The organism is Zoogloea sp. JDB1, assembly GCF_056724025.1.
Window position 1 is genome coordinate 1,987,252 of the sequence record NZ_CM161496.1, and the last position, 12,688, is coordinate 1,999,939.

General features: G+C 63.4%; 12 protein-coding genes. 7 read left to right on the forward strand and 5 right to left on the reverse strand.

Annotated elements, in window-relative coordinates; genetic code table 11:
- Positions 1 to 9: 9 nt before the first annotated feature.
- Positions 10 to 777 carry an ABC transporter ATP-binding protein gene (locus AC1PPK_RS08805; protein WP_481117462.1) on the reverse strand — a complete coding sequence of 256 codons (768 nt, stop codon included), beginning with the start codon at positions 775 to 777 and terminating at the stop codon, positions 10 to 12.
- Between the two features lie 378 nt (positions 778 to 1,155).
- Between AC1PPK_RS08805 and ilvD the strand changes: the two genes are divergently transcribed.
- The gene (ilvD, locus tag AC1PPK_RS08810; RefSeq protein WP_481117463.1) at positions 1,156 to 2,997 is read left to right on the forward strand and encodes a dihydroxy-acid dehydratase; all 1,842 of its coding nucleotides are present in this window, start codon (positions 1,156 to 1,158) and stop codon (positions 2,995 to 2,997) included.
- 152 nt (positions 2,998 to 3,149) lie between these two features.
- Here the strand turns inward: ilvD and AC1PPK_RS08815 are convergent, their stop codons facing one another.
- Both AC1PPK_RS08815 and AC1PPK_RS08820 read right to left on the reverse strand, forming a co-directional pair.
- Positions 3,150 to 3,416, reverse strand: a complete 267-nt coding sequence (locus tag AC1PPK_RS08815; RefSeq protein ID WP_481117464.1) for a hypothetical protein — start codon at positions 3,414 to 3,416, stop codon at positions 3,150 to 3,152.
- A gap of 23 nt (positions 3,417 to 3,439) precedes the next feature.
- A complete protein-coding gene (locus AC1PPK_RS08820) occupies positions 3,440 to 4,186 on the reverse strand; it encodes a dinitrogenase iron-molybdenum cofactor biosynthesis protein (protein WP_481117465.1) in 747 nt (248 codons plus the stop codon).
- Between the two features lie 356 nt (positions 4,187 to 4,542).
- On the opposite strand from AC1PPK_RS08820, the gene AC1PPK_RS08825 reads away from it, so the two are divergent.
- Both AC1PPK_RS08825 and AC1PPK_RS08830 read left to right on the forward strand, forming a co-directional pair.
- Complete coding sequence (locus AC1PPK_RS08825; protein WP_481117466.1) at positions 4,543 to 4,818, forward strand: hypothetical protein; 276 nt, start codon at positions 4,543 to 4,545, stop codon at positions 4,816 to 4,818.
- Between the two features lie 108 nt (positions 4,819 to 4,926).
- On the forward strand, positions 4,927 to 6,543 hold the full coding sequence (locus AC1PPK_RS08830) for a methyl-accepting chemotaxis protein (RefSeq protein ID WP_481117467.1): 1,617 nt from the start codon (positions 4,927 to 4,929) through the stop codon (positions 6,541 to 6,543).
- Here AC1PPK_RS08830 and AC1PPK_RS08835 read toward each other — a convergent pair.
- On the reverse strand, positions 6,540 to 7,037 hold the full coding sequence (locus tag AC1PPK_RS08835; protein WP_481117468.1) for a GNAT family N-acetyltransferase: 498 nt from the start codon (positions 7,035 to 7,037) through the stop codon (positions 6,540 to 6,542). The two genes, AC1PPK_RS08830 and AC1PPK_RS08835, sit on opposite strands and share 4 nt — an antisense overlap.
- A 284-nt stretch (positions 7,038 to 7,321) precedes the next feature.
- Here AC1PPK_RS08835 and AC1PPK_RS08840 point away from each other — a divergent pair, with 284 nt between their 5' ends.
- Genes AC1PPK_RS08840 through AC1PPK_RS08855 form a run of 4 tightly spaced genes read left to right on the forward strand, consistent with a single transcriptional unit; the run spans position 7,322 to position 11,310 of the window.
- Complete coding sequence (locus AC1PPK_RS08840) at positions 7,322 to 8,413, forward strand: hydrogenase small subunit (RefSeq protein ID WP_481117469.1); 1,092 nt, start codon at positions 7,322 to 7,324, stop codon at positions 8,411 to 8,413.
- Entirely contained in the window at positions 8,413 to 10,203 is a 1,791-nt protein-coding gene (locus AC1PPK_RS08845) for a nickel-dependent hydrogenase large subunit (protein WP_481117470.1), read from the forward strand. Before AC1PPK_RS08840 ends, AC1PPK_RS08845 begins: the two co-directional genes overlap by 1 nt.
- A gap of 10 nt (positions 10,204 to 10,213) precedes the next feature.
- Entirely contained in the window at positions 10,214 to 10,918 is a 705-nt protein-coding gene (cybH, locus tag AC1PPK_RS08850) for a Ni/Fe-hydrogenase, b-type cytochrome subunit (RefSeq protein ID WP_481117471.1), read from the forward strand.
- Between the two features lie 20 nt (positions 10,919 to 10,938).
- Positions 10,939 to 11,310 carry a HigA family addiction module antitoxin gene (locus tag AC1PPK_RS08855; RefSeq protein ID WP_481117472.1) on the forward strand — a complete coding sequence of 124 codons (372 nt, stop codon included), beginning with the start codon at positions 10,939 to 10,941 and terminating at the stop codon, positions 11,308 to 11,310.
- Here the strand turns inward: AC1PPK_RS08855 and AC1PPK_RS08860 are convergent.
- A complete protein-coding gene (locus AC1PPK_RS08860) occupies positions 11,282 to 12,394 on the reverse strand; it encodes a hypothetical protein (RefSeq protein ID WP_481117473.1) in 1,113 nt (370 codons plus the stop codon). The two genes, AC1PPK_RS08855 and AC1PPK_RS08860, sit on opposite strands and share 29 nt — an antisense overlap.
- Positions 12,395 to 12,688: the final 294 nt, after the last annotated feature.

Consider the following 12,688-nt stretch of genomic DNA (forward strand, 5'->3'; position numbering starts at 1 on the left):
GGCTTCCGGTCAGTGGTGGGCGTCGTGCATGTCGGCTGAGCCCACGTAGGCTTCGAGCACCTGCGGGTTTTTGGAGACCTCCGCGTAGGGGCCTTCGGCGAGGATGCTGCCCCGCTGCAGCACGGTGATGCGGTCGCACAGGTCGGCCACCACCGACAGGTTGTGCTCCACCATCAGGATGGTGCGATCGACGGAAACCTTGCGGATCAGCGCGACGACGCGAGCGATGTCCTCGTGGCCCATGCCCTGGGTCGGTTCGTCGAGGAGCATCATCGTCGGCTCCAGCGCCAGCGTCGTCGCGATCTCCAGTGCGCGTTTGCGGCCGTAGGGCATTTCCGCGGTGACGGTGTCGGCGAAGCCGGCCAGATCCACCGATTCCAGCAGTTCCATCGCGCGGCCGTTGAGCACATCGAGGCTCTTCTTCGAGCGCCAGAAGTGGAACTCGGTGCCGAGCTTCCGCTGCAGGCCGATGCGTACGTTCTCCATCACCGTCAGGTGCGGAAAGGTCGCCGAGATCTGAAAGGAGCGCACCAGCCCGCGCCGGGCGGTGGCCGCGGGCGCCTCGCGGGTGATGTCCTGCCCGTCGAAACTGATTGTGCCGCGGGTTGGCGGCAGGAACTTGGTGAGCAGGTTGAAGACGGTGGTCTTGCCGGCGCCGTTGGGCCCGATCAGCGCGTGGATGTGGCCGCGCCGGACTTTCAGATCCACATTGGAAACTGCCGTGAAGCCCTTGAACTCCTTGGTTAGGCCGGCGGTTTCGAGGATGTATTCGCTCATGAGCCCTCCCGCTGCGTCTCGATGAAGCGGCGGACGAGCCGCACTGCGAGGACGAGCGTGATGATCGTCGCCAGGATGGGCAAGGGGCTCATGGCGGTGTCTCCGTATCGTTATGGCTGCTAGCCTAGGGCCGGACCTTGTCCACAGCGTTGCTCAAATGTAACGAATGTTGCGATATGCCAGTCGGGCGGCCCTGCCGCGGAGCGCCTTTGCTGGCGCCACAAGGGCCTGGTGGCCAGCACGCGGCGATGGTGAGGGAATACCCGAACGGCGTGGGCTGAGCGCGGGGCTTCCCACATCCGCTGCAGCATGGGCCGCCGCAAGCGCTAGAATGCAAGATTGCAACAAACCATTCGTTTGAAGACGGAGTCCCTCGAGATGCCCCAGTACCGTTCCCGCACCTCCACCGCCGGTCGCAACATGGCCGGCGCCCGCGCCCTGTGGCGCGCCACCGGCATGAAGGACGGCGATTTCGAAAAGCCGATCATCGCCGTGGTCAACAGCTTCACCCAGTTCGTGCCGGGTCACGTGCATCTGAAGGATCTGGGCCAGTTGGTTGCGCGCGAGATCGAGGCTGCCGGCGGCGTCGCCAAGGAGTTCAACACCATCGCCATCGACGACGGCATCGCCATGGGCCACGGCGGCATGCTCTACAGCCTGCCGTCCCGTGACCTGATCGCCGACAGCGTGGAGTACATGGTCAACGCCCACACCGCCGACGCGATGGTGTGCATCTCCAACTGTGACAAGATCACCCCGGGCATGCTGATGGCCGCGCTGCGCCTCAACATTCCGGCGATCTTCGTGTCCGGTGGCCCGATGGAGGCCGGCAAGGTCAAGTGGGAAGCCAAGGTGATCTCCCTCGACCTGGTGGATGCGATGGTCAAGGCCGCTGACAGCAGCTGCTCCGACGAGGAAGTGGACGCCGTCGAGCGTTCCGCCTGTCCGACCTGCGGTTCCTGTTCCGGCATGTTCACCGCCAACTCCATGAACTGCCTGACCGAGGCTCTGGGCCTGTCCTTGCCGGGCAATGGCACCGTGGTGGCTACCCACGCCGACCGCGAGCAGCTGTTCCTGCGCGCTGGCCGCACCATCGTCGGCATGGCCCGCCGTTATTATGAGCAGGACGACGAGTCCGTGCTGCCGCGCTCCATCGCCAGCTTCAAGGCCTTCGAGAACGCCATCAGCCTCGACGTGGCGATGGGCGGCTCCACCAACACCGTGCTACACCTCTTGGCCGCGGCCAAGGAGGCCGGTGTGGACTTCACGATGAAGGACATCGACCGGATTTCCCGCCACGTGCCCTGCCTGTGCAAGGTGGCGCCGGCCGTGGCCGACGTGCACATCGAGGACGTGCACCGCGCCGGCGGCATCATGGGTATCCTCGGTGAGCTGAACCGCGCCGGCCTGCTGCACACCGACCTGCCCACCGTCCATGCCAAGACCCTCGGCGAGGCGCTGGCGACCTGGGACGTGATGAAGGCCCACGATGGTGGCGTGTTCAACTTCTACAAGGCTGCACCGGGCGGCGTGCCGACCCAGGTCGCGTTCAGCCAGGATCGCCGCTGGAACGAGCTGGACCTGGATCGCAGCCACGGCGTGATCCGTGACAAGGCGCATGCCTTCAGCCAGGACGGTGGCCTCGCCGTGCTGTACGGCAACATCGCCGAGAAGGGCTGCATCGTGAAGACCGCTGGCGTCGACGAGTCGATCTGGCAATTCACCGGCCGTGCCCGAGTGTTCGAGAGCCAGGAAGATGCGGTGGCCGGTATCCTCGCCGACCAGATCGTCGCTGGCGACGTGGTGGTGATCCGCTACGAAGGCCCGAAGGGCGGCCCCGGCATGCAGGAAATGCTCTACCCGACCAGCTACCTGAAGTCCAAGGGCCTGGGCAAGAGCTGCGCGCTGCTCACCGATGGGCGCTTCTCCGGCGGCACCTCCGGCCTGTCCATTGGCCACGCCTCGCCGGAAGCGGCCTGCGGCGGTGCGATCGGCCTGGTGGAAGAGGGTGACACCATCGAGATCGACATCCCCAACCGCCGCATCCACCTGGCGGTGTCCGGCGAGGTGCTGGCCGCCCGCCGTGCCGCCCAGGACGCCCGTGGCTGGAAGCCGGCCAATCGTGTCCGCCACGTGTCCGCCGCACTGCAGGCCTACGCGGCGCTCACCACCAGTGCCGATACCGGCGCGGTGCGCGACGTGACGCAGATCCAGCGCTGAGTCAGGTTTCCGCGTGATCTAAAGACAAAGCCCGGCGAAAGCCGGGCTTTGTCTTTTTGGCGTGAGTTCAATCGCCCGCAACTTTGCTCTGGCTGCGGATGACGAATGAGTTCGCTCCCGCAGTCTGTCGTGTCGCCCCGTGTCGCCGAAACCTAGCGCGCCAGCTCTTCCAGCGACGCTTGCAGCTTTGGCACGAACAGCGCGTCCTGCTCGCTGATCTGGGCAAGGGCGTAGCGGATCAGCTGGGGGCCTGCGGCGATGGCATCCGGCGTGTTGTCCAGCTCGGCGGCGAAGCGGCCGATGCTGCTGGCCACCAGCCGCGTGATGCGCGGGTTTTCGCCAAAAACGCGGGCCGTGCCGATGGCGTTGCTGATCAGCGCGGCGGTGGCCTCGAAGTGATCGGGTTTCGGCTTGGTCATGGCGTGTCCTTCAGGAACGATTTTCAGTCCGCGTGAACGTCGTCGGCCGCCCGGTTCGCGCCGTAGTTGCGCAGCCGGTTTTCCGCAGCGACGCCGAGGATCTTCAGCAGCCAGGGCGGCGGCGAGTTCTCCATGGCGTGCTGGAACTTGGCGATCACCTCGTCTGCAGTGCCGCCTTCCGCCAGCTTGATCGGGTAGATGTCGGCACGGATGATCTTGGCCGCCGCCGGGCCGCCGACGGACACCACATACACCACGTGGCAGTCGCCGATGAGCTGAGCGCGGAACAGGTTCTTGTCCGGCGCGAAATCCGCCTCGGCGGTGTGGCGGACGTCGATCAGGCGGCTCTCGGTGGGCGACACCTGGTAGACCAGGAAGCGCAGGCAGGAGCCGAAGTGGCCGTTGAGCGCCAGGCCGAAGTCGGAGGCGATGGCGACGCGTACCGAGCCCGGCATGTCGCCTTCGTTGTAGGGCTCGAGCGGCGGCAGGCCTTCATCGTCGTCGGCGTCGCCCCACAGGATGCGCACGGCCAGCTTCATGGCTTCCAGGCCGATGCCGATGTCCTCGCCGTCCTCTTCGCCGTCGAGGCTACCGAAGCCGGTTTTCAGATGGGTGACGGTGATGTTGCGCAGGGTCTCGGTGTCGATGCTGTCGCCGAGGCATTCCTGCAGCACTTCGATGAGGCGGGTCAGGCCGATGTTGGGCATGGCCCGCGCGGCAAGGGCCACCCGGAGGGCAGCCTCGCGGGTGATCTTTTCGGGTTTTTCCATGGGGGACTCCGCTCGCTTGTGATGTTTCCCCGGCTATCAGCAGATACAGTGCCAGCTCCCGGGGTGTCGTCAGGCATGTCGTTCAAGTGCTTGTCGGCAAAGCGGAAGTTGGCGGATGCCGGAGCCCGTCCGACGGCTGGCGATGTGTCGTTTCAACGACAAAGCCCGCATCCGGCGTGGCGGGAAAGCAGCGGCTGGATGTCGCCTTCCCGACAAGCCGGGGGCGTCAACGGGGCCGGAATGCCGCACCGGAGGCGCTATCCGAGCCTGGGAGGGCGTGGATCGAAGATTGCTATGCCTTGTTCGACACCGCCGGATTGCGGCGGTCTTCGACAATGCGACAGCGGGAGACCCACATGGATGCAAGAGTTAGCGTGAAGGACAGGAACGGCCGGGCGGTCACCGTGGGCGAACATGTGCGGATCCTGTCCGTTTCGCCGGATCCGGACATGGACGAGGACGAACTGGACATGATCATGTTCATGGTCGGGGCCATCTCCGAGGTGGAGAAGATCGACGAGGAGGGCCGCGCCTGGGTGACCATGTGGTGGAACTGCGTGGAGACGACGGCGGTGAGCAGCGTCGGTCTGTTCCCCCATGAAATGGAATGGGTGCCGCCGGAGCTGGGTTGAATTATCTGTGTGACGTGGTGTGTTGAACCGTCAAGATTAAATGGGAATATGTCGATAAAGTCATATTCCTCATTTTTCTGGCGGTTCCGCTGAATCGCCTCACAGATCATGTTCGCCCGACTGTCCATCAAAACCCGTCTTTTTCTGCTTCTTCTCCTGAATGGGCTCCTGTTTATTGCCGCCGTTGGCGCGCTGCTTCTGCAGATGGACTGGAATCAGGAGCGAATCACCCGTTTTCTTGACTCCGATCTCGCCCTCGAACGTAACCTCGGTGACGCCTATTCTCAGGGGCTCCAGATCGGTCAGGCGCTACGCAACATCCTTCTCGATCCAGCCAATGAAAAGGGCTATGCGAATTACAACAAAGCTCGGGCGCAATTCGACGAAGCCATGCAAGCCATCGCCAGAGCGGATGGAATGGCGAGTCGCCGGGAAATCGTGGCTGCGGCCGAGGCCTGGCGCCCGCTCCGGGATGAGGTGCTGGGGCGTGTCAAGCGCGGTGAACTGGAGGCAGCCAAGGCTTATCTGGTTGGTGACGAAACGCCGCGCTGGCGGGGCCTGCGGGAGGGCTTGCTGAAGGCCCGCGAGGATGCTCGCCAGCGTGCCCAGGAAACCCGCCAGATTCTCGATGATGGGTACAAGAATGCGCGGGCAAAGGCTTTTGCGCTGGGAACGGTCTTGCTGTTGCTGAGCTTGGCGGTCACGACCTGGATCAGCCAGGGGCTTTTACGGCAGCTCGGTGGTGAGCCGGCCGTGGCTGTGACGGTGGTGCGGCGCATTGCCCATGGCGACCTGTCCGAAAGAGTACCGCTTTCGCCGGGCGAGGATGGCTCCAGCCTGCTTGCGGCCATGCAGAACATGCAGGTTGACCTGTCAGCGGAAATTGGAAAGGTGAGGGATACCGCCGGGCGCTTGAGCAACACCGTCGATGTGGTGCGGGGGAATTCGGATGCCGTGACCCGCGTGTCCCGCGCCCAGAATGACGCGTCGGTAGTCATGGCCAACGCCATCGGTACCCTGGCGCACAGTATCGGTGACGTGGACCAGGGCGCAGCCGAGGCCGGTCGCCTGGCCAGTGCAAGTACCGAGGGGGCCCAGCGTACGATTGCCCGCATCGCGGATGTTGAAGCGGTAATCGGAGATATGGCCGGCCGGATGCAGGCGTCCGCTGAGATCATCGAGCAACTGGGGGGACAGTCCCATGAAATCTCCCAGATTGTCACTGCCATCAAGGAGATTGCGGATCAGACCAACCTGCTGGCCTTGAATGCTGCGATCGAGGCTGCCCGGGCGGGAGAGCAGGGACGAGGGTTTGCGGTCGTTGCCGACGAGGTACGTAAGCTCTCGGAGCGGACCGGGACGGCCACGCAGGAAATCGCTTCCATGATTTCCCGTCTCCAGCAGAGCAGCCGCGGCGCTGTCGAGAGTGTCTCGGAGACGGTGGCGATGGCGGGTAGTAGCGTCGATAAGGTGAGCAATGCGAAGGACGCGATTGCCGAGCTCGAGACGATCGTGAGACAGGTACACGATCTGGTGGCATCGATCAGCACCGCGATGCATGAGCAGCATCGTGCTTGCGACGCGCTGTCAGAACAGATCAACGGCATCAGCAGCATGGGCAACGAGAACCATCAGGCCAGCGTCGAGACCCTGCGTGAAGTCGAAGTGCTGGCCCGCGTCGCCGTCGATCTCGAAGAAAGCGTGCGCCGCTTTCGTCTTGGCTAGAGCTTCTTTTCCATGAACAGGGCCTGGCCCATGGCCGGGTCGAGCTGGTAGCCCGCGAAGCCGCTATTAAGGTAGGCCTGGCGGGCACCGGTATTGCCTTCGAGCACTTCGAGGGTCAGCTTGCAGCAGCCCCGTTCCCGTGCCACCTGTTCGGCGTGGGCAAGCAAGGCCGTGGCGATGCCGCGGCGGCGGAAGTCCTCATGCACGATGATGTCGTGCACATTCAATAGCGGCCGGCCGGCGAAGGTGGAGAAGCCCTCCACGCAGTTGATCAGCCCGGCAGCCTGCCGCTCCCCTTTCTTGTTCCAGTAGGCGATGAAGCTCAGCACGGTCGGGCGGCGGCGCAACTCGTCCGGCAGGCGTGCGCGCAGCGCGCCGCTCATGGCCTTGCCGCTGCCGGTGGGGCCGCGCATGTAGTGGTCGAGCAAGTCGAGAAAGTCGTTGCGCTGGGCTTCGTCGTCGAAGTCGACGGGCTGGATGGAAAGGTCGCTCATCGTGGGTATCGGAAAACTCGGGTTTATGTCGTTGGATTTGTGTTGGGGTGGATGCCTGGTTTCCGTTTGGCCGGTCAGTCGATTACCAGTTTCCCGGCTCGCTCGGTGGGGCGGCTCGTCGTAAATCAATAAGGCCTTGTCGGATAAGGGTTTTTACGGCCAGCCAAAATTGGGCACGTTTTTTGTTAAATCCCCTCTCGCCATGTGCGACCGTGCCGGCCCGCTTGCGTCGCGATAGATCAGAACATATCCGGGCCCGATGTTCCACCAGGGGGTTGGTATCCATGACTGAAACGTTCTACGAAGTGCTGCGGCGGCAGGGCATCACGCGCCGCAGCTTCATGAAATTCTGCAGCCTGACGGCGACTTCGCTGGGCCTCGGCAGCGCCTTCGTGCCGAAGATTGCCCACGCGCTGGAAACCAAGCCGCGCACGCCGGTGATCTGGCTGCATGGTCTGGAGTGCACCTGCTGCTCGGAGTCCTTCATCCGCTCGGCCCACCCGCTGACCAAGGACGTGGTGCTGTCGATGCTGTCCCTCGATTACGACGACACGCTGATGGCCGCAGCCGGCCACCAGGCCGAGGCGATCATCGAAGAGGTCAAGAAGAAGTACAAGGGCAACTACATCGTCGCAGTCGAGGGCAACCCGCCGCTCAACGAGGATGGCATGTTCTGCATCCACGGCGGCCGTCCCTTCGTGGAAGTGCTGAAGGAGACCTGTGCCGACGCCAAGGCCATCATCAGCTGGGGCGCCTGCGCGTCCTACGGCTGTGTGCAGGCCGCCAAGCCGAACCCGACCCGCGCAACGCCGGTGCACAAGGTGATCACCGACAAGCCCATCGTGCGCGTGCCCGGCTGCCCGCCGATCGCCGAGGTGATGACCGGTGTGGTCACTTACATGCTGACCTTCGACAAGATCCCCGAACTGGATCGCCAGGGCCGCCCGAAGATGTTCTACGGCCAGCGCATCCACGACAAGTGTTACCGCCGTCCGCACTTCGACGCCGGCCAGTTCGTCGAGAACTGGGACGACGACGCGGCGCGCAAGGGCTACTGCCTCTACAAGATGGGCTGCAAGGGCCCGACCACCTACAACGCCTGCTCGTCGATGCGCTGGAACGGCGGTGTCAGCTGGCCGGTGCAGTCCGGCCACGGCTGTATCGGCTGCTCGGAAGACGGCTTCTGGGACAAGGGCAGCTTCTACGACCGCGTCACCGACATCAAGCAGTTCGCCATCGAAGGCAATGCCGACAAGGTCGGCGGTACGGCGGCCGGCGTGGTCGGTGCAGCGGTCGCCGCCCATGCCGCGGTGACGGCGCTGGCGCGGGCCCGTAGCGACAAGCAGGGCGACAATCAGAATTCGGGAGATAAATAATGACTGTGCTTGAAACCCAGGGCTTCAAGCTCGATAACTCCGGCAAGCGCGTGGTGGTCGATCCGGTATGCCGGATCGAGGGCCACATGCGCGTCGAAGTGAACATCGACGACAAGAACGTGATCCGCAACGCGGTGTCCACCGGCACCATGTGGCGCGGGCTGGAGGTGATCCTGAAGGGCCGCGACCCCCGTGATGCATGGGCCTTCACCGAGCGGATCTGCGGCGTGTGCACCGGCACCCACGCGCTGACGTCCGTGCGCGCGGTGGAAGATGCCTTGGCGATCCAGATCCCGGAGAACGCCAACATCATCCGCAACCTGATGCAGCTCAACCTGTACATCCACGACCACCTGGTGCATTTCTACCATCTGCACGCGCTGGACTGGGTGGACGTGGTGTCGGCGCTGAAGGCCGATCCGAAGAAAACCTCCGAGCTGGCCCAGAGCATTTCCAGCTGGCCGCTGTCCTCGCCGGGCTATTTCCGCGATGTGCAGAACCGCCTGAAGAAGTTCGTCGAATCCGGTCAGCTCGGCCCCTTCATGAACGGCTACTGGGGCAACCCGGCCTACAAGCTGCCGCCGGAAGCCAACCTGATGGCGGTGACCCACTACCTGGAAGCGCTGGATTTCCAGAAGGACATCGTCAAGGTTCACACCATCTTCGGTGGCAAGAATCCGCACCCCAACTGGCTGGTCGGCGGCGTGCCCTGCGCGATCAACCTGGAAGGCGCCGGCGCGGTCGGGGCGATCAACATGGAGCGCCTGAACATGGTCAGCTCCATCATCGACCGCTGCATCGACTTCATCGACAACGTCTACATCCCTGACCTGAAGGCCATTGCCAGCTTCTACAAGGACTGGACCTACGGTGGCGGCATCTCGTCCCAGGCCCTGCTGTCCTACGGCGACATCCCCGACAAGGCCAACGATTACTCCGCCTCCAGCCTGCTGCTGCCGCGCGGCGCGATCATCGGTGGCGATCTGACCAAGATCCACGAGGTGGACCTGAAGGACCCGGAGCAGATCCAGGAATTCGTCGCTCACAGCTGGTACAAGTACGCCGACGAGTCCAAGGGACTGCACCCCTTCGATGGCGTCACCGAGCCGCATTTCGAGCTCGGCAAGAACACCAAGGGCACCAAGACCAAGATCGAGAGCCTCGACGAAGCCGGCAAGTACTCGTGGATCAAGGCGCCGCGCTGGCGCGGCAACGCGATGGAGGTGGGTCCGCTGGCCCGCTACGTGATCGGCTACGTGCAGAAGAACCCGGAGTTCAAGGAGCCCGTGGACAAGCTGCTGTCCGACCTCGGCCTGCCGCTGCCGGCGATCTTCTCGACTCTTGGCCGCACCGCGGCGCGGGGCCTGGAGGCGTCGTGGGCGGCGCACAAGTCGCGCTATTTCTTCGACAAGCTGATTGCCAACCTGAAGGCTGGCGACCTCAACACCGCCAACATCGACAAGTGGGAGCCCAGCAAGTGGCCGGCCGAAACCAAGGGCGCCGGCTTTACAGAGGCACCGCGCGGCGCGCTGGGGCACTGGATCAAGATCAAGGACGGCCGCATCGACAACTACCAGGCGGTGGTGCCAACCACCTGGAACGGCGGTCCGCGCGACGACAAGGGGCAGATCGGTGCCTTCGAGGCCTCGCTGATGAACACTCCGGTGGCCAAGCCCGACGAGCCGCTGGAGATCCTGCGCACGCTGCATTCCTTCGATCCCTGCCTGGCCTGCTCCACCCACGTGATGGCGCCGGATGGACAGGAAATGGCGTCAGTCAAGGTCCGTTAAGGAGCTGATCATGCTGTCACAACAGGACATGCTGGAGGCCGAAAGGCACGGCCGCCAGGTACGCTCGATCTACGTGTATGAAGCCCCGGTGCGTCTGTGGCACTGGATCAACGCGCTGGCGATGGTGGTGCTGGCGGTCAGCGGCTACTTCATCGGCAAGCCGCTGCCGACGATGCCGGGTGAGGCGTCCGACAACTTCCTGCTCGGCTACATCCGCTTTGCCCATTTCGCCGCGGCCTACATCTTCGCGGTAGGGCTGGCCGGGCGGGTGTATTGGGCCTTTGTCGGCAATCACCATTCGCGCCAGATCTTCAAGCTGCCGATCTTCAACGGCCACTGGTGGAGCGAGGTGTTCTTCGAGCTGCGCTGGTATCTGTTCCTCGAGAAGCAGCCGAAGAAATACGTCGGCCACAACCCGATGGCCCAGCTGATGATGTTCTTCTTCTTCACCGTGCTGGCCTTCGGCATGCTGTGCACCGGCTTCGCGCTGTACGGTGAAGGGCTGGGTCTGGGCTCCTGGGCCGACCGGCTGTTCGGCTGGGTGATCCCCATGCTCGGTGGCTCGATGCAGACCCACAGCCTGCACCGGCTGGGCATGTGGATCATGATGAGCTTTGTCGTCGTGCATGTGTATGCAGCGATCCGCGAAGACATCATGAGCCGCCAGAGCCTGATCTCGACGATGATCTCGGGCTGGCGGATGTTCAAGGATTGAGTGTTGCGCACCCGCGCGCAATGACCCGCAAGGTCTCCCTCCCCGGGCCGGACCGTCCCTGGCAACAGGGCGTTCCGGCCTTTCTGCATCTGCGCCCGGGCCGGCGCCCGCTGCATCCGGGCTTCTTTCTGGAAAGCCGTTTCCTGGTGCCGCTGGGCATCACCCAGGATGCGCTGGCGAAGGCGCTGGGGATCTCCCGGCGCCGGGTCAATGAACTGGTGCGTGGCAAGCGCGCCGTGACGCCGGATACGGCGGTACGGCTGGCGCTGCTGTTCCAACTGGAGCCGGCTTTCTGGCTAGGGCTGCAGCTGCAGTGGGACCTGTATCGGGAGTGCCGGGCTGTGACTGGCCGTCCGGGCTGCGTTACGGGAGCAGCGACATCAGGTGGATGAAGCCGGCGGTGCTGAATGTCAACAGCATTATCACGGCGATCCCGGCCGCAGCCAGGGGGGCGTAACTCACGTTGGAGAAATGACGCCCGCAGTCGCGACAGCGGAAGTATTCGCTGAACGTGATGCCTGCGATCCGGCGTGGATTGATCCGTGACATGCGGACGTTGGTGCTGCTGCAATGCACGCAGGTCGGGGTTGTCGGTGTCCAGAAGGTGGTCCGGCGAGCCGGGTGGTGGCGATTTTCCTCGAGTTTGACGGTGAGGCGATGGGCAGCCCCCTTTTTCCTGTGCGGCCGATGGTAGGAGCCTCCCGGTGCAGTGTCCGGCGTTGTGCTATCGGGGGCTTTCTGCACGCGTTCCACGGCATTCGATCTACGGATCGAGCGCAAATAGAGGGCCAGTCCGAAGGACACTATCGTTAGAGCAATGATCAGCCCAAGCTCCAGGTGTGGGCGGAGCGTCCAGTAGAGCTGCTTCAGATCAGACGATGTCCAGGACGGGGAAAGGGCGTCCTGGTGCTGAGAGTCAGCCTTGGCCGGGGCGTCCTGCTTTTTGAGCTCCTTCAGCTTTTCGTGTCCGTGCCAGGCCGCGTCGGCAGGTGACATGCCGGCACGGGTCAGGGTGACCGCCTCCTCGAAGCCAAAGCCTGCATCCAGCCAAGCCAGGCGATCACGCGGGGTGAAGCCTTCGCGCTTCCACTGGACGGGGTCGGACTGATCGAGTTCCGCCATCAGCGTGCGGTTGTTCTTGGTCGTCTCACGCCATTCAGCTGCTTCGTCAGGATCGAAGCCTTTGTCGGACCAGGTGCGTGCTACCACGGGAGCAAAGTCGGCGTTTTTCCATTCGAGCGCCTCGTGGGGCTTGAACGAATAACTCTCCCATTCCCGGGCCTCCGCCGGTTTCATTCCGGTGTCTTCCCAGCGGGTGATCTTGCGAGTCGCGGCCGGAATACTGCTCTCGGCCTCGGATGTGGCAATGGGCTTGGGGGAAGTCGCTGACTTGAGCGGAGCGTCCTCGGCAGATCGGACCAATGGCGCCGCTGTCAGGAGAGCGAGGGCAGTGAGGGCGGGCAGGATCTTTCTCATAGGCTCAAGACAATAAACCACTCCGTTCGGGTGTGCAGGGCAAATTCCGTTGCAATGCGAAAAATTCCCGCTTATGTCGTTTCGGGCTATGTCAATGAAATATATGTGTAAATGGGAGTGAAATTGAACGGCTAGCTCATGGATTCGAATATATGCCTTTGTATTTGTCTGGCAAGGCTTTTTGATGGAAAGAAAGATTTCTGTTTTGTGCTTTTATGGAATATTGCTTTTCGTTTTTGTTTTTCGATGCCCGCCTGCCCGGTCGAACCGAGGGTTGTGAGCCTTTGGAGGCAG